The organism is Natrinema sp. CBA1119 (assembly GCF_002572525.1).
In the GTDB taxonomy this organism is placed as follows: Archaea; Halobacteriota; Halobacteria; order Halobacteriales; family Natrialbaceae; genus Natrinema.
This window is the reverse complement of sequence record NZ_PDBS01000001.1, coordinates 2207175-2233461: the sequence shown is the minus strand read 5'-3', so window position 1 is coordinate 2233461 and position 26287 is coordinate 2207175. Positions and strand designations below refer to the sequence as shown.

At 66.9% G+C, this 26287-nt stretch carries 25 protein-coding genes and 1 pseudogene; 18 read left to right on the top strand and 8 right to left on the bottom strand.

Going from position 1 to position 26287, the window contains the following annotated elements; all coding sequences use genetic code 11:
* The first annotated feature begins 316 nt into the window (after positions 1-316).
* From CP556_RS25945 to CP556_RS10895, 5 genes are all read left to right on the top strand, one after another.
* Complete coding sequence (locus tag CP556_RS25945) at positions 317-457, top strand: hypothetical protein (protein WP_176548170.1); 141 nt, start codon at positions 317-319, stop codon at positions 455-457.
* A gap of 2 nt (positions 458-459) precedes the next feature.
* A complete protein-coding gene (locus CP556_RS10910) occupies positions 460-1974 on the top strand; it encodes a glycosyl hydrolase family 28-related protein (protein WP_098725645.1) in 1515 nt (504 codons plus the stop codon).
* Between the two features lie 568 nt (positions 1975-2542).
* Positions 2543-3667, top strand: a complete 1125-nt coding sequence (locus CP556_RS10905; protein ID WP_098725644.1) for a lipid II:glycine glycyltransferase FemX — start codon at positions 2543-2545, stop codon at positions 3665-3667.
* A 257-nt stretch (positions 3668-3924) separates the two neighbouring features.
* Entirely contained in the window at positions 3925-4641 is a 717-nt protein-coding gene (locus tag CP556_RS10900) for a helix-turn-helix domain-containing protein (protein ID WP_098725643.1), read from the top strand.
* Positions 4642-4794: 153 nt separating this feature from the next.
* Positions 4795-5865 carry a beta propeller repeat protein gene (locus CP556_RS10895; RefSeq protein WP_098725642.1) on the top strand — a complete coding sequence of 357 codons (1071 nt, stop codon included), beginning with the start codon at positions 4795-4797 and terminating at the stop codon, positions 5863-5865.
* A 4-nt stretch (positions 5866-5869) separates the two neighbouring features.
* Here the strand turns inward: CP556_RS10895 and CP556_RS10890 are convergent, their stop codons facing one another.
* The gene (locus CP556_RS10890) at positions 5870-6760 is read right to left on the bottom strand and encodes a hypothetical protein (RefSeq protein ID WP_176548169.1); all 891 of its coding nucleotides are present in this window, start codon (positions 6758-6760) and stop codon (positions 5870-5872) included.
* The gene (locus CP556_RS10885) at positions 6757-7968 is read right to left on the bottom strand and encodes an outer membrane protein assembly factor BamB family protein (RefSeq protein WP_098725641.1); all 1212 of its coding nucleotides are present in this window, start codon (positions 7966-7968) and stop codon (positions 6757-6759) included. Before CP556_RS10885 ends, CP556_RS10890 begins: the two co-directional genes overlap by 4 nt.
* Before the next feature lie 232 nt (positions 7969-8200).
* Here CP556_RS10885 and CP556_RS10880 point away from each other — a divergent pair, with 232 nt between their 5' ends.
* The 4 genes from CP556_RS10880 (at position 8201) to CP556_RS10865 (ending at position 10913) form a co-directional block, all read left to right on the top strand.
* Positions 8201-8530, top strand: a complete 330-nt coding sequence (locus CP556_RS10880; protein ID WP_098725640.1) for a 30S ribosomal protein S24e — start codon at positions 8201-8203, stop codon at positions 8528-8530.
* On the top strand, positions 8531-8665 hold the full coding sequence (locus tag CP556_RS10875; protein WP_098725639.1) for a 30S ribosomal protein S27ae: 135 nt from the start codon (positions 8531-8533) through the stop codon (positions 8663-8665).
* A 123-nt stretch (positions 8666-8788) separates the two neighbouring features.
* Complete coding sequence (locus CP556_RS10870; protein WP_098727366.1) at positions 8789-10474, top strand: bifunctional N(6)-L-threonylcarbamoyladenine synthase/serine/threonine protein kinase; 1686 nt, start codon at positions 8789-8791, stop codon at positions 10472-10474.
* Positions 10475-10628: 154 nt separating this feature from the next.
* On the top strand, positions 10629-10913 hold the full coding sequence (locus CP556_RS10865; RefSeq protein ID WP_098725638.1) for a DUF5808 domain-containing protein: 285 nt from the start codon (positions 10629-10631) through the stop codon (positions 10911-10913).
* A gap of 48 nt (positions 10914-10961) precedes the next feature.
* Here the strand turns inward: CP556_RS10865 and CP556_RS10860 are convergent, their stop codons facing one another.
* On the bottom strand, positions 10962-12632 hold the full coding sequence (locus CP556_RS10860; protein ID WP_098725637.1) for an NADH-quinone oxidoreductase subunit D: 1671 nt from the start codon (positions 12630-12632) through the stop codon (positions 10962-10964).
* Between the two features lie 83 nt (positions 12633-12715).
* Here CP556_RS10860 and CP556_RS10855 point away from each other — a divergent pair, with 83 nt between their 5' ends.
* From CP556_RS10855 to CP556_RS10845, 3 genes are all read left to right on the top strand, one after another.
* Complete coding sequence (locus tag CP556_RS10855) at positions 12716-13366, top strand: helix-turn-helix domain-containing protein (protein ID WP_098725636.1); 651 nt, start codon at positions 12716-12718, stop codon at positions 13364-13366.
* A gap of 73 nt (positions 13367-13439) precedes the next feature.
* Positions 13440-13991 carry an XTP/dITP diphosphatase gene (locus CP556_RS10850; protein ID WP_098725635.1) on the top strand — a complete coding sequence of 184 codons (552 nt, stop codon included), beginning with the start codon at positions 13440-13442 and terminating at the stop codon, positions 13989-13991.
* 61 nt (positions 13992-14052) lie between these two features.
* Positions 14053-14979 carry a universal stress protein gene (locus CP556_RS10845; protein ID WP_098725634.1) on the top strand — a complete coding sequence of 309 codons (927 nt, stop codon included), beginning with the start codon at positions 14053-14055 and terminating at the stop codon, positions 14977-14979.
* A gap of 20 nt (positions 14980-14999) precedes the next feature.
* On the opposite strand, the gene CP556_RS10840 is transcribed toward CP556_RS10845, so the two are convergent.
* From CP556_RS10840 to CP556_RS10830, 3 genes are all read right to left on the bottom strand, one after another.
* On the bottom strand, positions 15000-16196 hold the full coding sequence (locus CP556_RS10840; RefSeq protein WP_098725633.1) for a guanosine monophosphate reductase: 1197 nt from the start codon (positions 16194-16196) through the stop codon (positions 15000-15002).
* 108 nt (positions 16197-16304) lie between these two features.
* A complete protein-coding gene (locus CP556_RS10835; protein ID WP_098725632.1) occupies positions 16305-16784 on the bottom strand; it encodes a DUF7384 family protein in 480 nt (159 codons plus the stop codon).
* A gap of 168 nt (positions 16785-16952) precedes the next feature.
* Positions 16953-18056 (bottom strand): putative sulfate/molybdate transporter, encoded by a 1104-nt coding sequence (locus CP556_RS10830; protein WP_098725631.1) that lies wholly within the window; start codon positions 18054-18056, stop codon positions 16953-16955.
* Between the two features lie 242 nt (positions 18057-18298).
* On the opposite strand from CP556_RS10830, the gene CP556_RS10825 reads away from it, so the two are divergent.
* Positions 18299-19324, top strand: coding sequence for an AIR synthase family protein (locus CP556_RS10825; RefSeq protein ID WP_098725630.1), 1026 nt, complete (start codon positions 18299-18301; stop codon positions 19322-19324).
* A gap of 9 nt (positions 19325-19333) precedes the next feature.
* Here the strand turns inward: CP556_RS10825 and CP556_RS10820 are convergent, their stop codons facing one another.
* Positions 19334-20113 (bottom strand): hypothetical protein, encoded by a 780-nt coding sequence (locus tag CP556_RS10820; protein ID WP_141551665.1) that lies wholly within the window; start codon positions 20111-20113, stop codon positions 19334-19336.
* A gap of 190 nt (positions 20114-20303) precedes the next feature.
* On the opposite strand from CP556_RS10820, the gene thiD reads away from it, so the two are divergent.
* From thiD to CP556_RS10800, 4 genes are all read left to right on the top strand, one after another.
* Complete coding sequence (thiD, locus tag CP556_RS10815; protein WP_098725628.1) at positions 20304-21665, top strand: bifunctional hydroxymethylpyrimidine kinase/phosphomethylpyrimidine kinase; 1362 nt, start codon at positions 20304-20306, stop codon at positions 21663-21665.
* A complete protein-coding gene (locus tag CP556_RS10810) occupies positions 21662-22651 on the top strand; it encodes a TIGR03560 family F420-dependent LLM class oxidoreductase (protein WP_098725627.1) in 990 nt (329 codons plus the stop codon). The genes thiD and CP556_RS10810 overlap by 4 nt, the downstream gene beginning before the upstream one ends.
* Before the next feature lie 106 nt (positions 22652-22757).
* A complete protein-coding gene (locus CP556_RS10805) occupies positions 22758-24179 on the top strand; it encodes an APC family permease (protein ID WP_098725626.1) in 1422 nt (473 codons plus the stop codon).
* On the top strand, positions 24176-24892 hold the full coding sequence (locus CP556_RS10800; protein WP_098725625.1) for a universal stress protein: 717 nt from the start codon (positions 24176-24178) through the stop codon (positions 24890-24892). Before CP556_RS10805 ends, CP556_RS10800 begins: the two co-directional genes overlap by 4 nt.
* 14 nt (positions 24893-24906) lie before the next feature.
* On the opposite strand, the pseudogene CP556_RS10795 reads toward CP556_RS10800, so the two are convergent.
* Positions 24907-25676: pseudogene (locus CP556_RS10795) on the bottom strand (universal stress protein).
* Positions 25677-25781: 105 nt separating this feature from the next.
* Between CP556_RS10795 and CP556_RS10790 the strand changes: the two are divergent.
* Positions 25782-26105 carry a hypothetical protein gene (locus CP556_RS10790; RefSeq protein ID WP_098725623.1) on the top strand — a complete coding sequence of 108 codons (324 nt, stop codon included), beginning with the start codon at positions 25782-25784 and terminating at the stop codon, positions 26103-26105.
* The last annotated feature ends 182 nt before the right edge of the window (positions 26106-26287 follow it).

The following is a 26287-nucleotide window of genomic DNA, read 5'->3' as shown; positions in this document are numbered from 1 at the left end:
CGCACTGGCACCCTTGTGGCCGTCCGATTGGCAGAACTGAGCCGTCGGAGACGATTTGTGCGGCGAATACGGAACCGCACGACGTACAGGTGGCAACTACCTTTTCACCGTCTTTTCCTGCTCTCACCCTGTTCCGTAGGCCACTCGAGGCGATAAGTAGCGCGTCAGGATCTCGAGACTGTCCGGCGATCGGGACACGCGAGCGGTGACCGACGGGTCGAGCCGATCTCGGGCCGGCGTCGCGCTGCGAGTCCGGGCACGGCCGATTCACCTATTACATGACCATTTTTATATGATATCGAGAGAGTCAGACGATATGAACGGTTCAGCGCTGCAGCGACGGGACGTCCTCCTCGCGGTGTCGGGCGCGTGCGTTACCTTTGCCGGGTGTACCAACAGCGAGGCCGCGATATCCGGCTACGGAACGGCGTACGGACGGGGGTACGGAGGCGAATAAGCGTGGCCGATGACACACCGCGGCTCGGGCTGGGAACGTTCGACGAGGGCGAGGAGTGGGACCACACCGACACGGTCGAGGCGGTCGACGAGCACGCGATCGTCCACGGGCCGATCGCCGAGCGTCCCGTGGCGGGCGAGTACGACGACGAACTGTTTCACGCGACCGATCAGGGGATCACCTGGCGCTGGGACGCCTCGAGCGAGGACTGGCAGTATTTCGGCGGGCGAGGGAGCGCCGAGCAACCGGTTCCGGGAACGAGTCACTTCGAAGCGACACGCGCGGTCCACGCGCGGACCGCGGAGACCCCCGTGTGGAACGTCGAGGCTCACGGAATCGAGGGCGACGGCGAAACCGAGGTCGGAGCGGCCGTCCACGACCTCCTGAAGACGGTCGACAAGGCCGGCGGGGGGATCGTCTACTTCCCGCCGGGTCGATATCTGCTCGAGCGGACGCCGCTGGTGGGCGACGATACGATCGTCATGGGTGCGGGTCGCTCGACCGTCCTCGAGGGGACGCGGCCCGACGGTGAGGAGGGGCGGGCGCTCCTCTCCAACAGGGGCTACGACGCGACCGAATACGACGGCGCGTCGAACTGGGGGGTGTGCAACGTCCGAGTGGACACGCCGAAGACGACCGGGATCATGCCCGCGCACGCGGCGAACGTCCGGTTGGAGAATATCTACGGCGACCACACCTACAATCATCATATCGACGTCGTCTCGTCGAAAAACGTCGTCGTGGACGGCTACTGGGCGACTCGAGGCGGCGAGAGCGGGTCGGACGCGCCGGTGCAGTTCGACGCGCAGTACTCCGGGGCGTCCTGGAACGGCGTGTGGGACGGGAGCGAGTATACGCTCGTCGAGGACGACGACACCCCGACCCGGAACTGCACCCTCAAAAACTTCGAGATCGCTCCGGAAAACGGCCCAGAGCACGGCGTTCACCTCCACCACGGCAGCAACGAGTCGATCACGATCATGGACGGCTATATCACCGGCTGCGAGTATACGGCGATCAGGGCCGACTCCGACGAGGCGGTCGCGGATCTGACGATCGACGACGTCTCGTGTATCGACAACGCGAGGGGGATCACGCTGGGACACGTCGAGAGCGGGCGACGAGAGCTGACGATCAGTAATACCACGATCAGGACCGACGGCAGCGACCTGGCCGCCGGGTCGGGGCTGTACGCCGCCGGATTCGACGGCGCTGCGATCTCGAACGTCGTCGTCGACGGCCCGTTCACGAACGCGATCATCTTCGACGATATGGACGATCTGAAGATGAGCGGGATAACGGCGAAGGGGCCGAACGACCAAGGGTTCCGTTTCCGTGAGAACGTCGACGTGACGCTCACGACGGCTCGAGCGGCGGATTGCGGTACCGACGGCATCTACTCGGGGCCCGGTAGCAGCGTCGCCTACGGCGGCGTCACGTTCGACGATGTCGGGACGCAGGTCGACATCGATGGCGACGGTGAGACTCGAGAGTGGGTCACGTCGGAATCGTCGTAATCTATTCGGCAGAGACGGTTCTCGAGCGTCGGTCGCCCTGCTGGAAGTCGGTGCACAGTTCACACCGCATTGCACGACGGCTGTGCGATCGGTGTGAGTTAACTGAATGGACCAGCGATGGGATTGTGGTGGACGGAGCGTCCTGCTATTGTGGCAACAGGGAATAGCCACGCCCTCCCCAGCCGATTCGCTTCCTCCTTTCAGTCGGTCGCTCATCCCTCGCACGGCATCGTCCTGCGGTTCGCCGTCGGCGAACCGCAAGCCAGCGCGCGCCACCGCACGCCGGATGGTCGGTCTGGAGTGAGACGTGGTTCCCCTTTACTACGCACGAAAGCGGCATCGTCGTTCGAGTTCTCCGCGTTCCTCGAGATCGATCTCTGCAAGGCGATTCGGGCGACGACTGGCATCGAATCGGGGCGGCGGCTCGAACGTCGGCGCTCGAGGGGACGGGTATCAAGGGCCTACCGAGCGACGGCGTGGCCGTGGAATCGGTTGGGAGTCGTTACGATCGCCAACCGATGAGTAATGGGCGGACTACCAAAGAGGAAACCCGTATTGGGTTCGGGCAATGGCCCAACAGACCGGCGGCAACAGTCGCTCGAGACTCCATCAAATCGGATCGCTGTTCGCGAATCGAAACGAGCGATCCGCGGCGACCGAGGAGTCGAGTCTCGAGGTGGACGTCGTCGACTCGGTACGGGACGTGGAGAAAACGCAGTGGAACGAGATCGTCGAGCGTTCGAGTCGCGGGAGCGTCTTCCATCGCTACGAGTGGCTCGAGGCGATCGAGACGGGGTTGGGGTACACGCCGCGACATCTGGTGGTCACCAAGGACGGGAACACGATCGGCGGCATGCCGAACTTCGTCGTCGAGATCGAGAAGACGCCGTTCGATCGGTTGTCGTCGCTCTATCCGGGCTTCGGCGGGCCGTTGCTGCCGACGGATACGGAAGCGTCCCTCGAGCGCGTGATCGACGCGATCCCGCGGCTCTGTCGCGGACGGACGATCGTCCACCAGATTCGGGGGCTCGATATGAGCTATCTGCGGTACAACGACGCCCTGCAGACGCACGGCTATCGGCCCTACCGGCGGGAGTGCCGATTTCTGCTCGATCTCACCAAGGGTTACGACGAACTCCTCGAGGGGATGAGCCGGAGCCGGCGGCGGGGGATCGAACACGGACAGGACGTCGACTACGAGGTCGTCGAGGAAGAGATCACGCGGGAGAACCTGCGGCGGTTTCACCGGACCTACGAGGGCGTCATGGACCGCGTCGGCGGAGCGGTGTATCCGTTCTCGTTTTTCAACGAACTGCGGGCGATGGAGGATCGCCTCCTCCTGTTGACGATCCGGATCAACGGCGAGTACGCCGGCGGGATGCTCGAGTTGCTCGACGACGAACACGAGACGGTCCACGGGTTTTTCGCCGCCGTTCCGCGAGCGTACTTCGACGATCACGCGTCGGAACTGCTCTACGATCACGTCTTCCAGTGGGGAATCGAGCACGGCTACGAGACGTACGACTTTGGGAGTACGAACACGAATTTCGAGGACGGCGTCTATCGGTTCAAAGAGGGCTTCGGCGGCAGCCCCGTCCCGGTTCTCGTCTGGGAGCGGGGCTGTAGTCCCCTCTGGCCGCTGGTGAAGGCGGGCCGATCGCTGTACTGGCCGTACTACACGGAAGTGTCGTAGCGGCGGCCCGGGGTCGTCCGTCGTCGCGCGGCGAATTGGGATTCCGCCGCTCATCGAGACCGGACCGATCGTCGAGAGCCGCGGCGGTCAGCTTCTCGTCTGGTTCGCTTCCGGGATCGGACATCGAAAGCGGCTATATATCCCGTTTTGTTACCAGCGTTTTCATCGAATCCTATTTTACAGAACAGAGTTCTGTTATTCAATTAACCAATGAACGACCATAACTGTTTTCTATGAGAGTCTTGTAATCGGAAATCATGCGATACGTGACATACGTTCTCACACCACCGCGGGGGTACTTCGATCGGGGCGCGGAGCGTCTCCGCGAGCAGGGGGTCACGTTCGAATCGATCCGAAACATCGATCAGCTCGATAACGGGACGATCATCACGCAAAAAGTGGTCCGAGCGGACAGGGCGGCCGTCGAACGCACGCTAGCGGAGACTGGGCCGGCGGTCGTCGACTATCAGCTCACCGATGCCGGTGAAACGACGATCCTGCAGTTGCACTATCGACCCAGCGACCTCACGCTTGAGTTGCTCGCGATCCACAACCAACACGCCGTGTTGCTTGACTACCCGCTCGAGTACACGGGCCCGGAGAATCGGTGTCTTCGCGTCTCGGAGATCGGTCGCGAGGAGGCGCTGCGTCGTGTCATCGAGGAAACCCGGCCGCTCGTCGATGTCGAAATCGAGCGCCTCGGAACGTACGATCCATCCGATGAGCGGCCGTTCACCGAGCTCACGGACCGCCAGCGGGAAGTGTTGCGCGTCGCGGTTGAGGAAGGGTACTACGAGGAGCCCAGACAGGTGACCTACGAGGACATCGCCGTCCGACTCGACTGTTCTGCGGGAACCGTCGGACAGCACCTCCGCCGGATCGAAGCCCGGCTCATGTCGACGCTCATCGGTGATACCACCGGGATGGAGACGGAACCGGAACCCGATCCGACGCCGACCGGTCCGACCCGATGAACGCTCGTGCCGTCGCTTCCCACCACGTGCACGTGCGCTCGATCACTGTCTCTGCATCGGCGACGGATCCGTTGACGCATCCCTCGCAATCGGGAACGAGAGACGACTGACGCGTACCCAACAGTATATCCGAGTCACTCCGGTAGCTCCGGTATGGTAACGGTCCTCGTCGCACTTCGAAATCGACTGCTCGTCTGTCCGAGCGACGGAATCGAGTCCAACCGGTGGGTTACGACGATGCGACTCGAAGGGAGCCGCCTCGAGTGCGTCGCGGCAGCCCCCGACGCACCGGCTCGCTCCGTTGTCGGTACGTTCGACGACGGCCTGTTCCGAAGCATTGACGGCGGCAAGACGTTCGCCCGTCTCGAGACCGGGTTCGAGGCCGAGGGGCCAGCAAGAGTTCACGGAGACGAGGGCGGTGGGACTGCCGACCGAGAGAGCGATCCTGTGATGGCAGTGACGGTCAGCCCGCACGATCCGCAGGTCGTCTACGCCGGCACCGAACCCAGCCGGGTCTACCGGTCGCGTGACGGCGGTGATTCCTGGACTCGTCTCTCGGGACTACTCGACCTCCCCTCGGCCGACGAGTGGTACTTTCCGCCGCGACCGGACACCCATCACGTGCGCTGGCTCGAGGTCGACCCGTTCGATCCCGATCGCCTCTACGTGGGAATCGAGGCCGGTGCGTTCGTCTACACTCCCGACGGCGGCGACACGTGGCACGAGCGGCCCGCCGGTTCTCGGCGGGACAATCACAGTCTCGCGACCCACCCCGATCGGGAGGGGCGGCTCTACGCCGCGGCCGGCGACGGCTACGCCGAGAGCGACGACGGCGGCGAATCGTGGCGTCGGACGCAGGCGGGCCTCGAGCACCGGTATTGCTGGTCTGTCGTCCCCGATCCCGGCGATCCCGACCGCGTCATGGTCTCGAGCGCCGGCGGCGCGTCAACGGCCCACACCGCGAGCAGGGCGGATTCGCACGTCTATCGCAGAGAGGGCGTCGATTCGGCGTGGGAGCGACTCGAGGGGCGCGGTCTGCCGACCGGCGAGGGCGTTGTCCGAACGGTGTTCGCGACCACCGGGGAGCCGGGCGTCGTTTTCGCGGTGAACAATCGGGGACTCTTCCTGACCAGAGACTTCGGTGACTCGTGGGCGCGAGTGGGGATCGACTGGCCCGACGAGCTCGAGGATCGGACGCCGCGCGGACTGGTCGCGTTACCGTGAGCCGTCAGCCGCTGCGGGCGCGTTCCTCGACGGTCACTTCCCAGAGGGCGGCGACCGTGACGGCGTGCAACGAGCCGACGAGAGCAGTGCTGACGACCGTCCCCGCTCGCGGAACGCGTCCGAGGAGCCACGCCGCGAGACCGAATCCGATGACGAGCGCGAGGATCGTCCAGCCGTGACCCGGGGTCGCGGCTGCGCTCTGACGGAGTGCCGTCACCGGCCCCGAACCGGTGACGACGGCCGCGGGCGCGGCGAACAGGCGGGCGAAGACGACGAAGAGGGGGACGATCAACACGAGTCCGAAGACGAGGCCGACATCGCCGTCGATGAACGAGGCGAGTACTCGAAACGCGCCGTCGAAGAGGACGACGAGCCCGCCGTACGCCAGCAGCCGCCGACCAGTCGTCGCACCGCGGTCCCCGGGCAGCGTGCGAGCGATCGTGACGGTCCCCGCGACCGCGATGACGAGGACTGCGACGGCCTCGAGACCAATCCCCCAGACGAGGGAGGGGAGTTTCAGATCGACCAGCGACTCGAGCGCCCGGGCCGTCTCCGGGACTCCGGTCGGATAGCCGGTGTACGCGACGGTGATCGACGCGCCGTTTTGCATCGCCGGCCTCGTCGGAAGCGGGTCGAGGCGTCGAAGCCAGTCCAGCACTGCGAGGCAGAGGCCGGCGACGAGAAACGGTAGCAGGAGACTCGGATCGCGTCGGAGCCGCTCGAGGGCCAGTGGAACCGGTGAGAGTGATCGGCCGTCGTCGGGACGATCGCCGCCGCCCGGGCGTGGCGGACTCGATCCCCCGTTCGGCCGCGGATCCGTCTCGCCCGACTCGGAACCACCGGGACCGGCATCCGTCGCGGGTTCCGACCCCGGTTCGAACGGATCGTCGCTCACGCTCCCTCCTCGAGGGTGAGTACCCGGTCGCCGTCGACGACGTAGAGCACGCCGTCCCCGACTGCGGGCGGGGAGACGTATCGTTCCGCCTCGTGAGCGAAGCGCTGCTCGCCCGTTTCGGCGTCGAACGCGACGAGTTCTATTCCTCTCGAGACGTAGACGACGCCGTCGGCGACGACCGGCGTTTCCCCGCGAGAGAACGACACGGACCACTCGTCGTCGCCTGTCTCGAGGTCGAGCGCGTACAACGACTCGGTGCCGTCCGCGACGAACACGCGGCCCTCGGCGACGGCGGCGGCACCCTCGGTCGCGTTCCCGTCGAGGTCCCGCGTCCAGCGAACGTCGCCGCCATCGGCCTCGTAGACCGTCACGCCGGTTCGGGTCGGGACGACGACGCCGCCTTCGGTCGCGGTCGGCGGACGGACCATCTGTTCGTCGTGTTCGTCGTCCCAGCGTTCCTCCCCCGTCTCGGCGTCGAACGCCCGGACCTGATACGGCCATCCGGTGACGAAAACGGTCCCGTCTCGGACCGCCGGTCGGGTCAGCGTGGTGCTGTACTCCGTTTCGTATTCGATGCGTTTTCGCCACCGTTCGCTGCCGTTATCCGCCTCGATCGCGGCGATGTCGCCGGTTCCGGGGACCGCAGCGTACACCGTGTCATCGAGTGCGACCGGCGATGGCGCCTTCGACGCCCCGAAAAACGACGAGTTCGGTGCCTCGCCCGGCCCCAACCAGCGCTCTTCGCCGAACCGGAGTCCGAACAGGGCGTGGCCGCCGCCGGCGTTCAGCCCGACGATTCCGCCGGGGGCACCGATCACCAGCGTCTTGGTGCGATAGATCGACGTGGACGCGCACGCGGGGCTCGAGCGGGACGCGCCGCTGTAGCTGCCGTACGAGAACCGGACGTCGCCGGTGGCGGCGTCGAGTGCGATCAGTTCGTCGTTGCCGGCGTACACCGTCCCGTCGACGACGACGGGTTGATCGATCTCGTAGCCGCCGATCGACTCGAGTTCGCTGGACCACGCGACGGTTGGATCGTCTCTCGGCCCCGTGGCCTCGGGGTTGTAGCCGGTGCCGGCGGCGTCGTAGCGCGCCATCGGCCAGTCGAGCGTGGCCGGTGTCGATCGCTCGGCCGTGACGGTGGACCCGACGACGAGACCGGCCGCGGCGAGCCCCGCTCCTGCGAGCGTCTGTCGTCTGGAGGGCATCAGTTCGACGTATTCGTCCCCTGCGTGAAATGTGTTCGTGTGTTGACGGTCTTCGGTTCGTGTGTTGACGGTCTTCGGACGAGCCCCGTGACGATGCCGCGCTCGTCGTCGGGCGTCCGCGTTTCACTCGAGCGGCGACGATGCGAACCGATCCGGTCACGGGCGTTCGGATGGGGCGCTTCGAAATCCTTTTAGGCGCTACACGGGGATAGTAGGGTAACTGAGTGATATCATGGACGTCGACATCATCTCCGAAACGGAAAACCCCATGTTGCATCGAACTGACGTGACTTTCGAACTCTCCCACGAGGACGCGACGCCCGAGCGACTGCAGGTTCGGGACAGCCTCGCGGCGAAACTGAACAAGGACGCCGGCGAGGTCGTCATCCGCAAACTCGACACCAAGTTCGGGATGCGAAAGACCGTCGGACAGGCGAAGGTCTACGAGACGGCCGACTACGCCCGCGACGTCGAGCAAGACCACATGCTCGAGCGCAACAAGATCGGCGCGGACGACGCGGAAGCCGACGCCGACGCGGAAGCCGAACCGGAGGAAGCCTAAATGGCGCACTACGACCTCTACGGCGACGACGGGAGCACCGAGGGCGAACTGTGCCCCCGCTGCGGTGACGTCTTCCTCGCCAACCACGGCGACCGGAAGCACTGCGGGAAGTGCAGTTATACCGAGTGGGAGTAACTGCGATGTGCCGAGCGTCAGCGAGGCACATCGAAACGCGAGCGGGGAGTGGAACGCTCCGCGAGCGGGCGACCGACCCGAGAGACCGATGACTCGAACGCGGCACCCAGCCGCTTTTCAGCCGTGACTGATACCGTCCGAATCCTCGGGATCGAAGGCACCGCCTGGGCCGCCAGCGCGGCGGTCTTCGACGCCGAGACCGACGACGTGTTCATCGAGACCGACGCTTATCAGCCCGAGAGCGGCGGCATTCACCCTCGAGAGGCGGCCGAACATATGCACGACGCGATCCCGCGCGTCGTCGAACGCGCACTCGAGCACGCTCGCGAGACCCACGATGGCCCGGGGACGGAGTCGCCGGTCGATGTCGACGAGCGCGGCTCGTCGGGCCGACAGGCAGCGCCTGTCGACGCCATCGCCTTCTCCCGCGGCCCCGGCCTCGGCCCCTGTCTCCGCGTCGTCGCAACGGCCGCTCGAGCACTGAGTCAGGCGCTCGAGGTGCCACTGATCGGCGTGAACCACATGGTTGCCCACCTCGAGATCGGTCGCCACAGCTCCGGCTTCGACTCGCCGGTGTGTCTCAACGCGAGCGGCGCGAACGCACATCTGTTGGCCTACCGGAACGGGCGCTATCGCGTCCTCGGGGAGACGATGGACACCGGCGTCGGCAACGCGATCGACAAGTTCACGCGCCACGTCGGCTGGTCCCACCCGGGCGGCCCGAAGGTCGAGGAAGCGGCCGACGGGGGCGAGTACATCGATCTCCCCTACGTCGTCAAGGGGATGGACTTCTCCTTTTCGGGGATCATGAGCGCCGCGAAGCAGGCCGCCGACGCGGGCACGCCGATCGAGGACATCTGCTACTCCCTCCAGGAGAACGTCTTCGGGATGCTGACCGAAGTGTCCGAGCGCGCCCTGTCGCTAACCGGCAGCGACGAACTCGTCCTCGGCGGCGGCGTCGGCCAGAACGCCCGCCTGCGCGAAATGCTCGCGGAGATGTGCGCCCAGCGGGGTGCCGAATTCCACGCGCCCGAGCCCCGATTCCTGCGGGACAACGCGGGAATGATCGCCGTCCTCGGCGCGAAGATGTACGCCGCGGGCGACACGCTCGCGCTCGAGGACTCGCGTGTCGACCCCGACTTTCGGCCGGATCAGGTTTCTGTCACATGGAGGGCTGACGAACCCGAGCTCGCGGCCGGGCGCGGTGCGGGCACGGCAGCTGAAAACCAGGTTCGCGGGGCCGAAGCGCTCGTTTCCCTCGAGCCGGATGCCGGCCGCGTCACCAAGCACCGCGAGGCCAAGACCTACCGCCACCCCGAACTCGACGGTCGGCTCCGCCGCGAGCGAACGACGCTCGAGGCCCGACTGACCAGCCTAGCCCGCCGCGAGGGCGTCCCGACGCCGGTCCTCTCCGACGTTGATCCTCGCGAGGCGCGACTCGAACTCGAGTACGTCGGTACGCACGATCTCCGTGAGGGGTTGACGACTGCGGGGGTCCGCGACGTCGGCCGGCACCTCGCGCGACTCCACGAGTCCGGGTTCGTCCACGGCGATCCGACGACGCGGAACGTGCGTGTCGGCCCCGAGCGGACCTACCTCATCGACTTCGGCCTCGGCTATCACACCGATCACGTCGAGGACTACGCGATGGATCTCCACATCTTCGATCAGAGCCTCGTCGGCACCGCCGACGACCCCGAGCCGCTCCGCGAGGCGGTCCGGGACGGGTATCGCGAGGTCGGTGAAGAACGGGTGCTCGAGCGTCTCCGAGATGTCGAGGGACGCGGCCGGTACCAAACGGACGCGTAACGACGCGGACGCGGAACGTCGAGGGCGCGATCGACGCGGGCTCAGAACGGCGCGGACGCGGAACGACGCGGGATCACAGCCGGTCGCGGTCGGTCGCTCGCACCGATCGTCACAGCACACAATACTCTTAATAGGGGAGGACGTATCACCGGCTATGGCAGAGAAGCCCACTTCCGGTGAGATTCTCGGGGTACCGTACAACTTCGAACGACCGAGCATCGGCCGCATGCTCTCGTCGTACTGGCAGCCCGGCGAAGGGATGCTCGTGGAGAAACCCTTCGGCGTCGGCTACACCCTGAACCTCGCCAACTGGCGGTCGTGGGTCGTCGTTCTCGTCGCCGGCGGCCTCCTGTGGCAACAGGAAAGCCCCTCGTCCGACGAGAGCGAGGATCAAGCGGACGAACCCGTCGAAGTCATCGTCGACGATACCGACGACTGAGCGACGCAACTGCTGTTTTTCGCCCTCGAATCGTGACGTGACCGCCGATCAGCGGTCGACTTCCCCCATGATACAGTCGAGGCTCCCGATCGCCGCGATGAGGTCGGCCACGTACTCGCCGCGGGCGAGTTCCGGGAGCGCGGAGAGGTTCGAGAAACAGGGGCTACGTATCTTGAACCGCGCCGGCGTGTCGGTGCCGTCCGACCGGATGTAGATCCCGAGTTCGCCCTTCGCCCCCTCGACGGCGCGGTAGATTTCGGCGTCGGCTTCGGGCTTGAGCGTTCGGGGAACGTTGCTCTGGATCTCCCGGTCGTCGTCGGGCCACTCCGCGAGCAGATCCAGGCACTGCTCGATTATCTTCGCGGACTCCTCGACCTCGCGCAGCCGAACGAGCAGCCGGGCGAAGTTGTCGCCGTCGGGCTCGGTGACGACGTCCCACTCGAGATTCTCGTAGTAGCCGTAGGGATCGTCTCGCCGGAGGTCGTAGTCGATACCGGAGCCGCGCGCGACGGGACCCGTACAGCCGTAGCGCTTCGCCGCGTCGGGCGCCAAGACGCCGGTGTCGACGCAGCGGCGCTGGAAGATCTCGTTGGTGACCAGCAGGTCGTGATACTCGTCGATCTTGGCGGGAAAACTATCGAGTACGTCCCGGACGCCCGCGACGAACTCCTCGCGGGGTTCGGGCAGGTCCCAGGCGACCCCGCCCAGCCGGAAGTAGTTGAACATCATCCGCTGGCCGGTCAGTTCCTCGAGCACGTCGAGGACCAGTTCGCGGTCGCGGATGGCGTACTGGAAGGCGGCGCAGAACTCGCCGACGATGTCGAGCGCGTAGGTGCCGACGGCGATGAAGTGGGAGGCGAGCCGCGACAGTTCGGCCCCCATCGTGCGGACGGCTTGTGCGTACGCTGGAACCTCGATATCGGCCAGGTCCTCCGCGGCGCGGGCGTAGGCCCACTCGTTCAGCAGTCCCGACGACACCCAGTCCCAGCGGTCAGGATAGGGCATGATCTGGTGGCGATAGGTGCTCCCCTGACACATCTGTTCCTCGCAGCGGTGGATGTAGCCGATGTCGGGATCGACGTCGACGACCGTCTCGCCGTCGAGTACCGCCTTCACGTGGAGCACGCCGTGAGTCGACGGATGGTGCGGGCCGATGTTGAGAAACATCGTCTCCGACGCGGCGTCGTGTTCGTCGCCCGCGATCGGATTCGCGTGCTCCGAGAGGGTGACGACCTGCGGCTGCTCCTGGTCGTACGCCAGTCCCAGCGGATGGCCCTGCCACGTTTCGGGCAGCAAAATCCGCCGCAAGTCGGGGTGGTCCTCGTACTCGATCCCGACGAGGTCGTAGGCCTCGCGCTCGTGCCAGTCGGCCGTCTCGAAGACCGGCGCGGCGGACTCGCTGACCGGATCGTCGATCGGCGTCGGGACGACGATGCTCACCTCTCGAGTCGGGTCGGTGTAAGACCGCAGATGGTAGATCGTCTCGAACCGGTCGGGGTACTGCTGGGCCGTCACGCAGGAACAGTGGTCGAACTCCGCTTCGTCTCGCAGCGTCGTGAGGACGTCCCGAACCTCGTCCGGCCGGATCACGAACGCGGGCGCGTTCTCGTGATCGTCGCGACCGAGAACCGCGTCGCCGAGCAGACTCTCGAGATCGATTTCCCCCGCCGAACTCACCGTCCCGGTCGCCCGGGACTCGAGCGTCGAATCCAAGGACATATTCGGCCATTCGGAGACCGGAGGCGAGTCGCTTCTGCGTCACCCGCTAGGCTATTTATATATACAGCCCGGACCCTCCGGCCGTGAAGACCGTTCGGCTCACGCTGCGCTACGACGCCGAGACGATCCATCCGATGCACCGGTTCGTCGCCGACAGCGACGCGTTCGATTCCTATCGGATGATCCACGGCAACCTCGTCGGCGACGACGACAACACCTTCATCTTCTACGTCGTCGGCGATCCGGACGCCTACGCGGCCGCGATGGAGCGGACCGAGGAGGTCGGCGAGTACGACCTCACCCGGACCGGCGACCGCTCGTTCACCGTCTACGTGCGCGACGTTCCGGAAGCTGTCGACGAGCGACTGCTCGAGAGCCTCACGAAGGGGAGCCTCGTCGTTCTCCCACCGATCGAGTACCGATCCGACTGGACGATCCGCTTTTCCGTCGTCGGCGAGTCCGAGGACCTCCGGCGCGCCCTTGCGGGAATTCCCGAGGGGATCGAGGCGACCGTCGATCGCGTCGGCGAGTACGACGGCACCGACGCCGCGGTCGGGGCGCTGACCGACCGGCAACGCGAGGCGCTGCGGGTCGGTCGCGAACTGGGCTACTTTGACGTCCCCCGCACCGCGAGCGTCGAAGACGTCGCCGCGGCGCTGGACTGCGCCCCCGGAACCGCGGCCGAGCACCTGCGGAAGGCCGAAGCGACTGTGATGGACGTACTTGAACTGTAGACTCGAGGGGGAGTCGACCGTCCCGCGCGGCGCAACCGACGACGCTTTGCCGTCGCCACCACGTCGCTCGCACATGGCCATTCGATTCGTCACCGGCAACGAGGGGAAGGTCCGCGAGGCGCGGGACTACCTCGAGGGAGTCGAACCCGTCGAACAGATCGAGTACGACTACACTGAGGTTCAGAGCGATTCGCTCGAGGAGATCGCGGCCCACGGCGCCTGCGAGGCCTTCGAGGAGCTGGGGAGCGACGAACCGGTACTCGTAGGCGACGCGGGGCTCTTCGTCGATTCGCTGGGTGGGTTCCCGGGGCCGTACTCGGCGTACGTCGAGGACACCGTCGGCGTCGAGCGGCTCTGGCAACTCGCGAGCGAGGAAGAGAACCGCCGCGCGCAGTTCCGAACCGTGCTCGCCTACGTCGACCGAAACGGAACCGAGACGTTCGCGGGGTCGGTCGCCGGCACGCTCGTCGCCCCCCGCGGCGAAGGCGGGTTCGGCTACGATCCGATCTTCGAGTACAACGGCCAGACGATGGCCGAGATGAGCACCGAGGAGAAGAACGCGATCTCGCATCGCGGCCGCGCGCTGGCGGCGTTCGCGGAGTGGTACGCCGGACGCGACGAGTGACCGTCGAACGTCGCCTCGGTCGTCAGTATACTGAAGGGAACGGACGCCGAACGGCGAGACGATGTACGATCGTATCCTGCTCCCCGTCGACGGCAGCGACGAGGCAAAACGGGCCGCGAAACGCGGCATCGAGCTCGCCCGGACGTTCGATGCGGCCGTCGACATCGTCCACGTCGTCGAGCGGCGATCGCGTCGGCTCGCGAGGACGGACGACGAGACGGCGCAGCTACGAGAGCGCGGGGAGCGGATTCTCGCGGAGATCGAAGCCCTCGCGTCGGCCGTCGATCGGCCCGTGACGACGACGCTAACGGAGGGAACGCCCGCGGTTCGCATCGCCGAACGCGCGGCCGACCGCGACGCGAGCCTGATCGTCATCGGCAAGCAGGGTCTCACGGGCCTCGGGAAGCGCCTCCTCGGCGGCGTCACGGAAGGGGTCCTCCAGCGGAGCGACGTACCCGTCCTGGTCGTTCCGGCGGGGGATCCCTCTGCCGAGGACGCGTTCGACTACGCTCGGGTTCTCGTGCCGACCGACGGGAGCGAGAGCGCCGCCGCGGCCGCTCCTCACGGAGCCACGGTGGCCCGACGGTACGGCGCGACCGTCCACGTGCTGAGCGTCGTCGACCTGCAGGCAGCAGGCGGCGCGTTCAACGCCGGCGGCCTCGAGAAATCGTTCGTCGAACGGCTCGAGGCGCAAGGGATGACAGCCGTCGACGAACTCGCGGACGAGATCGAGGGGCGAGACGCCGACCTCGAGCTCGAAACCGACGTCGTCCGAACGACATCGTTCGACGGCGTCGCCGCCGGAATTCGCGAGTACGTCGCCGAGCACGACGTCGATATCGTCGTCATGGGGTCACACGGTCGGTCGAATCTCCGGCGGCAGCTACTGGGCAGTGTCACCGCGACCGTGCTCCGAACGGTCGACATCCCGATACTGGTCGTGACCCGGTCGGAATCCGCGGCTGCGGTCGAGGAAACGAGTGAGTGAAACCGTCGTCTGGGACGCCTTCAATCGTCGTTCACCGCGCTTGCATCCCCGACCTGCGATTCGTCGCCGTCGTTTGCCCCGTTGTCGACTGCGGTCGCCTCGCCGTCACCGTCGTTCGCCTCGCTGTCGACGACGTTCTCCCCGTTTTCGAGCGCGTTCGCCTCACTGTCGACGCTAACGCCCTCCCAGTCGTGATCCGCGTGGTACCCCTCGCGGGCTTTCGCGCTGGGGGCGACGCGGATGAACTCCGCCTTCTCGCGGGCCGCCGGGATCGTGTGGCCGCCGCAGTAGGAGAGCCCCGACTGGATGCCGGCGCGGAACTCCGCAACGACGTCGGCGACCGGCCCCTTGTACGGCGTCAGCGCCTCGACGCCCTCGTCCGCACGGACCTCGCTTTCCTTGTCGTCGCGCTTTTCGGCGGCGGTGGTGGTCGCCATTCCCCGCGAGCGCTTGTACCGCGTGCCGTCGACCTCGACCACCGCGCCGGGCGCTTCCTCGGTGCCGGCGAGGAGGCTCCCGACCATGACGGTGTCGGCCCCGGCCATGAGCGCCTTCACCGCGTCGCCTGACGTGCGAATTCCGCCGTCCGCACAGATCGTCACGTCCAGATCCGCTGCCGCCGTCGCGCAGTCGTCGACCGCGGTCAGTTGCGGGACGCCCGCGCCGGCGACCTTCCGGGTAGTGCAGTGTGAGCCCGGACCGATACCGACCTTCACGCAGTCGGCACCGGCGGCCGCGAGGTCCTCGACGCCTGCGGGCGTCGCGACGTTGCCCGCGACGAGATCGGTGTTCGGGAACGTCGCTCTGAGTTGCTCGACGGCCTCGAGCGTCCGCTCGAGGTGGCCGTGTGCGACGTCGACCACGAGCGCGTCGACGCCGGCCGCGACCAGGCCGTCGCTGCGAGCGACGTAGTCCTCGTTGATTCCGACGGCGGCGGCTACCCGTTCGTCAGCGGCCGTCACCCGCTCGACCTGTGCGGCCTGGTCGTCCGGTTCGAGAAATCGGTGGAGGACGCCCACTCCGCCGGCCCGCGAGAGTTCGATCGCCAGTTCGGCCTCCGTGACGGTGTCCATGGCAGCGGCGACCAGCGGCGTCTCGAGTTCGACGCTCGGCGTAAACGATGTCGAGAGATCCACGTCGTTGCGGCCGTCGACTGGCGAGCGCCTCGGGACGAGGAGCACGTCACCGTAGCTCAATCCGATGCGAAGGTCGTTCATAACCCCTCAATACTGCGGGCTCCTGTCGGATAAGACTCTCGGCGTTCGATCAGTCCGTGCGAACCCGCTCGCGGTACTGTGGTCGCTTCGCGAGCCGGACCGCCGCGGCTACGCTCGAGGATCCCGATCCGGGCCCGGGTACTCGCCGCTCTTGACGGCCTCGTACAGGCTCTCGGGATCGAAGAGGCGGGCGAACGCGTCCGGCGGACGGACGCTGACGGACACCCGCGGCTGGAGCGTGAGCCCGGCTTTCGCCGATCGAAGGCGCTCGTCGGACGAGAGGAGGTGCGCCGCCTCGCCCCGATAGGCCGAGGCCAACGCGGGGTGGTCTCCCTCCGGCTGGTCGACAGAGACCCGCTCGGCCTCGAGGCGCTCCCGGTGATCGGCGGCGAGGGTCGGATCGGCGAGTTTCGACACGAGCCGTTCGGTCTGTGCGAGCAGCGGATCGCTCGCGACCAGTTCGACCCAGGAGTGGCGGCGGACGTGGTCCAGCGCCTCGCGCGCATCGCCGCCGAGGAGGAGATCCGCCGCGAGCACGTCGGCGTCCGCGACGACGCGCGCGGGGTTCGGCTCGTCCCGCTCAGGCATCGCTCTCCTCCCGGATCGTCTCGAGTTCGGTTCGGATATCCTCGAGATCACATTCGTACGCCGCCCCGCGGTCGAAGAGATCCGCCCAGCTTGGAGCCATTGGCGGCAGTTGGCGCTACGGAATCAAAGGTTATCCGGCTCGTGTTCTCGACTGCGCCCACAGACCGCTCACGACTGTCGCGAGAGCAGCCAGAACGCGACGGCCCCGAGGACGAACGCGACGCCGACGTTGCCCACGAGGCCGACGGCCCCGATCCCCGCGACGAGCGCGAGCGACCGGCCGTCGGTGACGGGCTCGAACGCCGCTCGAGCCAGCTCGAGTGCCACGACGACGAGGAGCACGCCGAGGACGGCCATCGGGAAGGCCGCGAGGACGGCCCCGGCGGCGACCAGCGCGAACGCGAGATAGCCGAGCCCGAGCAGGACGTTCGCGCCGCCGGTCCGCGCGCCGAAGGCGTGTTTTCCGGCCAGGCCCCCGCTCCCGTGACACATCGGCACACCGCCCAGCGGGATCGCCGCGAGGCAGGTGACGCCCATACTGCTCGAGAGCGCGTCCGGCGAGATATCCCGGTCGTAGAGGTCGCCACAGAGCAGGGCGGTCGCGATCGCGGCGTTCCCCACTGTCATACCGAGTTGGGCGACGGTCCCCTCGAGCGCCGCCGCGCTGAACGACGGCGACCCGGCGGGAAAGACTGCGAGGGTCGGAACCGTCGGTGTCGGAACGCCCGCCGTCGCGACGGCGACGACCCCGCCGAGGCCGAGGACGACCAGCACGCTCGCCCTCCGATAGCCGCCGAGCGCGAGCAGGCCGACGACGGCGAGCCCGCCCGCCGCGACCGGCGGGTTCCCGATCGAGAGGTCGACGGCCGCCTCGAGCAGGAGGAGAGCCACGGCGAACTGGACGCCGCGGATGACCGGTTCCCCGACGACCCGCTGGAGCCGCCCGACGAGGCCGAGTTGCCCGACCGCGAGCAGGACGCCGCCGGCGAGCAGCCCGGCGGCAGCGAGTTCGGCGTACGTGAGCGCCCCGACGATCGCCAGGCCGACCAGCGCCTTCATCGGCTCGACCGAGAGCGGCATCCCGTAGTAGACGCCCCAGACGATCTGAAAGACGCCGAAGCCGACGAGGACGTGGGGAAGCGAGACGCTCGTCGTCGCCCCCAGCGCCACGAGCAGCGGCAACACCGTAACCGAATCACCTAGCGCACCCGTAAATTCGCTCGCGGAGAACTCGAGATCGACATCGACCCGTGACCGGAGCGAATACGCCATCTATCCCGGATAATCCGGGAACGGCCTTCACTCTTGTCCGTAACCTATATCGGTTTCGTGACGCTACGAGCGATAGTGGCTGTGGTTACGGTGCTGCCGTTCGAAATCGGCGGCGAAGCGCGTTCGATCGGGGGAGCCCCTCGAGTGGCGGTCGGAGTGACCGACGGTCGACGAGCCGTCGTTCCGGGGCGCGGTCGACGCGGATCACCACCGCTAAGATCGCTCGGTGGGACCTGCCGGCCGTGAGCGACCTCGGCAAAATCGATCGCGCGTTCTTCGAGCGGCACGTCGCACCGAATCTCGGTGCCGACCGCGACGACGTCGCCGTCGGCCCGACCCACGGCGTCGACTTCGGCGTCCTCGATATCGGCGGTCGGGCGCTGGTCACCGCCACCGATCCGCTCTCGATCCTCCCCGCGCTGGGCCTCGAGCGGGCGGCGCGGTTCGCACTCGACCTCGTGCTCGCGGACGTGGCCGTCAGCGGCGTCGCCCCATCGCATCTCTCGATCTGTTTTACGCTCCCGGAGGGGATGGCCGACGACGAGTTCGCGACGGTCTGGGAGACGATCCACGCGGAGTGCGTCGATCTCGGCGTCTCGGTCGTGACGGGCCACACGGCGCGATACGCGGATGTCTCGCATCCGTGGGTCGGCGCTGCGACCGCGATGGGCGTCGGCGATCACGACGAAATCGTCCGCCCCGACGGAGCCCGTCCCGGCGACCTGCTCCTCCTGACGAACGGTCCCGCCGTCGAGTCGGTCGGCCTCTTGAGTACGCTCTTCGGCGATCAGCTGGCCCTCCCGGACGACGTGATCGCGGACGCGCAGGACCGCCTCGAGGAAGTCTTCTCGGTCCGCGACGCCCTTACCGCGGCCGCTGCGGGACCGGTGCGGGCGATGCATGATGTCACCGAAGGGGGGCTCGCCGGTGCACTCAACGAGATGGCCGACGGCGCGGGTGTTCGGTTCGCGGTCGACCGCGCGGCCGTCCCGATGCGCCCCGGCGTCCGCGAGGTCTGTGATGCCCTCGCAATCGACCCCTGGGCCGCGACCAGTTGCGGCTCGCTCCTGCTCGCGGTCGATTCAACCGGTGTCGATACCGTACGCACGGCGCTCGCGGCCCGGGACACTCCCGTCGCCGAAATCGGCCGCGTCGAAGCGACGGCGGGCGACGGCGAGGTGCTCGTGGACGGGGACCGACTCGAGCATCCGACTGTCGATCCGTCGTGGGCGGCCTACGCGACGCTGACAGACGAGTCGGATCCGTAACTCGAGCCCTTACTGACTGGCTGCGTCGACCCACGCCGGTCGCTCGACCGTGATATCGCCGAGTTCGGTGACGGCCATCGACTGCTCGCGCGTAATCTCCGCCCCGTCGACGCTCCCCTCGAACGAAAGCGTCGCCTCGAAGACGACCCCGTCGTCGGTGGCGAGGACCGTACCGCTCGCGGTCGAAATCTCGGCGCCCGATTCCTGAATCGTAACCGACTCGAGCGCTAACTGTCGGAGCTCGCGACCGTTTCGCGTGGCCGTCCCCGCGGAGACGTAAGTTCCGGCCTCGAGAACGCCGCCGAGGCTCCGCTGTCTGGAGAGGTGATCGGGCGTGTGAGTCCGCTCGAACGACCCGCTCAGTTCTCGCGTCGACGACGTCGTTTCCCCGTTCTCTGTCGCCTGACCGTAGCGGGTCCCACCGTCGATGTACACTCGGTTCGTCGCCGACGCGGTCTCGAGAACGAATAGCAGTCGCTCGTCCGCGCGGCTGCTTCGCGTCCGCTGCGAGCGGTCGTTCGTCTCGATGCCGGTCGACGTGAGCTCCTCGGTGAGTTCGTACCCCTGCTTCGTGAGCGTTTTTCGAGTCGCCGAGATGAGGGCCGATGCGTCCTCGATGCCGTCGTCGCTGAGTCCGGCCGAGTTGCCGTTACTCGTCGATCCGTCCGTCCCCGAACCGTTCCCGGTCTCGTCCGCGTCGGTTTGTTCCTGACACCCAGCCAGCGCGGTCGTACCGACTGCTCCCATCGCCACCAGGCAGTGTCGTCTCGTTCCCGATCGTTCGTTCATACAGATCCGTTCGGCGGAGGGACAATAATTATAACCAGTATAAACGGGAAACAACCGGCCGGTGATGCTGGGGCTCTTGTCGATCGAGGGGACCGACGCAGTGGCCATTCTGGCCGGAATCCACCACAATGGACTACGTCCTGTCTCGCGGACCACCATCGCTTAGTACAACCACGGAATACGATCACCTATGAGAACGCCAGCACCCGAACACCGGCCGGTCGGGTTGACAATCGCGGGCAGCGACTCCGGCGGTGGCGCAGGGATTCAGGCTGATCTCGCGACGATGGCCGCCCACGGCGTCTTCGGCACCTCGGCGATCACCGCCGTCACCGCCCAGAACACCCGCGGCGTCGAGTCCTCGCACGTCCTCCCGCTCGAGGCGGTCGAGGCCCAGCTCGCGGCCGTCACCGACGACTTCGCGGTCGGCGGGGCGAAGACGGGAATGCTCGCGACCGCGGACATCGTTCGGACCGTCGCTGACCGCGCAAGCGAGTTCGATTTTCCGCTCGTGGTCGATCCCGTGATGGTCGCGACCTCCGGCGATCGCCTGCTCGAGCCCGAAGCCGAACGCGCCTACGAAGACCTACTCGGCGAGGCGACGCTGGCGACGCCCAACGTCGACGAGGCCGAGGTACTGACCGACGTCGCCGTGGTCGACGAGGAAACGGCTCGCGAGGCCGGCGACGCGATCCTCGAGACGGGCGTCGATGCGGTCCTCGTCAAGGGCGGCCACGTCCCCGGCGAGCGAGTACAGGACGTGCTCGTCACTGACGACACCGTTCGAACGTTCGAACACCCCCGCGTCGGCACCGACGCGACCCACGGTTCCGGCTGCGCGCTCGCCGCTGCGATCGCGGCCCGCCTCGCGAAGGGAGAGGCCCTCGAGCCCGCAGTGGCGGGCGCGACCGACTTCCTCGCCCGCGCGGTGCGCTACTACTCCGACGTGGGCGAGGGCCACGGCGCGGTCAACCACATGGTCCCGCTGCGAAACGAAGCCGCTCGAGAACCCACTGCCGAGGAAGTTCAGGCGATCGTCGATCGGTTCGTCGACGCCGATATCTCTGCGCTGGTTCCCGAGGTCGGGATGAACGTCGTCGGCGCGACGCCCTACGCCGAATCCGTCACCGAAACGGCCGCCGTCGAGGGCCGCATCACGCGAACGCTCTCGGGCGTCCAGCCCAACCGCGGCGTTCGGTTCGGGGCCTCGAGCCACGTCGCTCGTTTCCTCCTCTCGGCGCGGGAGTTCGTCCCCGACCTCCGGTTCGCGGTTAACTGTCGGTTCGACGCGGACGTGGAGGCGGCGCTCGAGTCCCTCGAGTGGCCGGTCGCCACGTACGACCGCGATACAGAGCCGGCAGCCGTGAAAGAGACTGAGGGAAGCACGATGGGCTGGGGTGCCCGGCAGGCGTTCGCGGACCGCGAGGAGGCTCCCGTCGCCGTCATCGACCGCGGCGAAGTCGGCAAAGAGGCGCTCGTCAAACTCATCGCCGCGGATCCGGAAACGCTCGCCGATCGAACGCTGGCGCTCGATCGAGAGGTGACCGAATGAGCCCGACCGACTCCGACGCGGCCGACCTCGAGGCCGGAGTCATCCTCCCCCAGTACGGCACCGATATCGACACGGTTCGGGACACTGCGCTCGAGGCCGAATCGCTGGGCTACGACGCGGTCTGGCTCGAGGATCACTTCCAGTCGTGGATCGGCGACCCGCGCCGGAACACCCACGAGTGCTGGACGACGCTGAGTGCGGTCGCCGAGGCGACCGACCGCGTTCGGTTGGGGACGCTCGTCACCAGCCAGTCCTACCGCCATCCGGCGCTGCTCGCGAAGATGGCGGCGACGGTCGATCGGGTGAGCGACGGCCGGCTCGAGCTGGGGCTGGGCGGCGGCTGGTACGAAGCCGAGTACGACCGTTTCGGCTACGAGTTTCGGGAGCCGCCGGCCGAACGGCTCCGTCGGCTCGCCGAGACCGTCGAGATCCTGCAGGGACTCTGGACGAACGAGACGTACAGTCACCGGGGCGAGAACCTCGATATCGACCTCGAGGACGCATTCTGCGAGCCCCACCCCGTCCAGGACCCCCACCCGCCGATCTGGATCGGCGGCGGGGGCGAGGAGTTTACGCTGCGTTACACCGCCGAGCTGGCCGACGGCTGGAACTACGGCACGCTCGAGCCCGCGGGCTTCGCGGAGAAACTCGACGTACTGCGCGAGCACTGCGAGAGCGAGGATCGGTACGAGGAGATCCGGAAATCCGCCGAGCTGTTCGTCTTCGTCGGCGAGACGACCGAGGCAGCGACGGAAAAACGCGAGGCGTTCGCCGACGAGATGCTGTCCGACGAGCCGAGCGAGCCCCGCGAGTTCTTTCTGTCGGCATACCTCGAGACGGCTGCGACGGGGACGCCGGCGGAAGTCCGCGAGCGGCTCGCGGCGTACGCCGACGTCGGGATCGAGGAGGTCATGCTTGCAGTTCCGGACGCGGCCGGAGAGGACGACGAGAGCCTGCGGTTGTTAGCCGACGAACTCGTTGGTTGATCGCGGAACCGGCTGCCGCCGGGTGTCGGCGGCTGGAGGGCCGAAACGTCGATCCGGACCCTCGGTCAGCAGCAGAAATATACGGCCAGCGGGACTCTCTCTCGCTATGGGTGATACGTCGCCGGCCGGTGGAACCAACGTCGAGGGCGAATCGCCACAGGTCGAGGCGACGATCGAGACCGACGAGGCGACGATCACGGACGACGCTGAACTCGAGCGGACGCTCGGGCTCTCCGGTGGCCTCGCCATCGGGATCGGGACGATGATCGGTGCCGGTATTTTCGTCTTTCCGGGGCTAGCGGCCGGAGAGGCCGGTCCCGCAGCGGCGGCGTCGTTCGCCATCGGCGCGCTCGTCGCGTTGCTGGTCGCACTGCCGACCTCCGAACTCGCGACGGCGATGCCCAAAAGCGGGGGCGGCTACTACTATATCTCCCGCGCGCTGGGCACGCTCGCCGGGACCGTCGTCGGACTCTCGTTGTGGTTCGGACTGGTGTTCGCGACGGCGTTTTACCTCGTCGGCTTCGGCTACTACGCCGTCGATACGCTCGCCGAACTCGGTGTTGCGGTCGGCGATGGGCTCGTTATCCCACTGGCGCTGTTGTTCGGCGCGGGCTTTACCGTATTGAACGTCACAGGGACGGAAAACGCGGCGAAGCTGCAGAACGGGATCGTCGCGTTGTTGCTGTCGATTCTGGTGTTTTTCCTCGGGTACGGCGGACTCGACGCGGTGGGACTCATCGGCGAACCGTCCGCACCCGAACAGTTCGCACCGTACGGAACGGTCTCCGTACTGACGACGGCGGCGCTCGTATTCACCTCGTATCTCGGCTTCGCGCAGGTGGCGACCGTCGCCGGGGAAATGAAGAATCCCGGTCGAAACCTGCCGCTGGCGATGGTCGGCTCCGTCCTCGTCGTCGGCGGGCTCTACGTGGCGGCGATCTTCGTCGCGACGAGTGCGTTCGGGAGCGAGCAACTCGCCGGGTTCGGCGAAACGGCGATGGTGGAAGTCGGCCGCCACTATCTGGGCGCAGCTGGCGCGTTCGCGATCGTCTTCGGCGGGCTGCTCGCGACGATGTCGAGCGCCAACGCGTCGGTTCTCAGCACCTCTCGAGCGATCTACGCCGTCTCGAAGGACGCCCTGTTGCCGCGACGGGCGAGCCACATCAACCTCCGGTACGGTACGCCGCACGTCGCGCTGGGAATGGCCGGCGGGCCGATCCTCGTGCTGGTCGCGACCGGCCGTGTGGAACTGCTCGCGGAGGTCGCCTCGTTTTTGCACCTCGTCATGTACGGGCTGATCTGCGTGGCGTTGCTCGTACTCCGCCGGAACGAACCGGAGTGGTACGACCCTGACTTCCGGGTCCCCGGCTACCCCGTCGTCCCGATACTCGGTGCGCTCACCAGTTTCGCCCTGATCGGCTTCATGCAACGCGCATCACAGCTCATCGGCCTCGGGATCATGCTCGCAACCGCAGGATGGTACGCCTACTACGCCCGCGACGTGACCCTGAAGGGGGTGCTCCAATGACGCGAGTCCTCGTCCCGCTTGCGATACTCGAGGGCGAATCGGTCTCGTCCGGACTGTCGACGCTGCTCGGGCCGATGGACGTGACCGTGCTGGGGTATCACGTCCTGCCCGAGCAGACACCGCCCGACCAGGCGCGACTCCAGTACGAGGACCGTGCGACAGCCGCTCTCGACGACCTCGTGGCCGAGTTCGAGGCGGCCGGAGGACACGCCGACCATCGCCTCGTCTTCACCCACGACCGGGAGCAAACGGTCGATCGAGTCGCCGCGGAGACGGCGGCGGACGCCTACGCCATCCCGGGCGTAACCGGGCCGGTCGATCGGCTCCTCGTGACGGTGACGGGAGACGTCGCCGTCGACCGAATCTGCTCGTTCGTCGCCGAACTGGTCGGCGACCGCGAAATCGGGGTCACGCTCTTTCTCGCGACCGACGACGAAGCCGGCGGCCGAGAATCGATCGAGGCGGCCGGCAAACGCCTCTCCGAACACGGCATCGACGTCGAGACCGAACTCGCGGTCGACGAGCCGCCGTTCGAGGCGCTCATCGATGCCGCGACCGACCATGATGCCATCGTCATGGGCGAACGGGCCCCGTCGCTCCGGTCGCTCATCTTCGGGGAGGAGGCCGAACGGGTCGCTTCGGAATCCGTCGGGCCAGTACTCGTCGTTCGGAGCCTCGAGCAACGCGACGATGCGGTCGAACGTCGTGACTGACCGTTCGGCCGTTCCTACTCGTCGCCCTCGCCGTCTACTGTTCGCTCGTCGCCGTCGTCCGACTCGAGATACTCCCCCGAATGACGAGGACCGGATCGACCGTCCGCCGGGCCAACCGTTCGGCACGATCCCGAAAGACGAAGCGACGGATCGATGGCCGGCTTTCGCCCGCGACGAGGATGTCGTGATCGGCTGCGGCCTCGAGGATGGCCGCCGTCGGCGAGTCGTCGACGACGACCGTGCCGTCGATCCGACTGTCGTCGACGCCCGCGGCCACCAGTTCCGACCGCGCCGTCTCGAGCAATACCGAGCCTGCCTCCCGACCGTCCTCGTCCGACGCGACGTGAAAGAGCGTTAGCTCGAGGTCCGTTCCCGCGAGAATCGTCTCGAGCAGTTGGGCGATGTATTCGACATTGACGTCGCTCCGAATCGCGACGAGTATCGTCTCGAGAATCGGTGCCGGATTGAGAACCAACACGGCGTCACACGACTCGTCGACGGCGACGCGTTCGAACGTTTTTAATCGATCGTGGGTGAACGCCGACCGCGTCGTGACGTCACAGCCGACCTCCTCGAACACCGTCCTGAGCTCCGCGAGTTCGGCTTGCATGCGGTCACCGTACTGGTCGCGTGCCTGATCCGGTCCGGTCTGGTCGGGAATTTCGCGATAGCCGAGCAGAACGACCGGGATCGATGCGAACGCGTCGATGACCGTCGCCGGAACGGTCTGGCCCTCGAGGACGTCGACCGGAATCAGCACGCGATGATCGCGAGGGTCTGGCATTGCTGGGGTTCAGTCAGTCCTCCCACGGGACGCGTGATATACCCCTGCCGGACGCGTCGGTTCGCGAACCAATAGCTACGTTTTGGTGCAGCAATATCACGACGCATGGTCGAGAGTCCATTCGACGTCAACATCGAAGTCGGCGAGGTGATCGAGGCCGAACCGTTTCCCGAAGCCGAGAAGCCGAAAATGACCAAGCTCTGGATCGACCTCGGCGAGAGGGAGATCCAGTCCGCCGGCCAACTGGACCACCACTACGACGCCGCTGACCTCGTCGGTCGACAAGTGCTCTGTGCCACGAACCTCGGCTCGGTACGGATCGCGGGCTTCAAATCCGAGGCGCTGACCGTCGGCGTCCCAAGCGAGGAGGGGTATCCCGTGTTGGTGTCGCCGGACGACAACGTTCCCCTCGGCGGGACGTTGTACTGACGGTCTCGTCGCCGGACGGTATCCGTCGTCGGACCGACCAAGTGTGTGAGCCGTCCCCTCACTTGGTTCTGTCCGCGGATCGATCGTCGCTGCACGCGGCCGAGCGGCCCGGGCCGACACACTCGTTGTACCCGCCGGTATCGCTTTAACTGCTCAATAAATATACACAGCAGTCCCGAAGA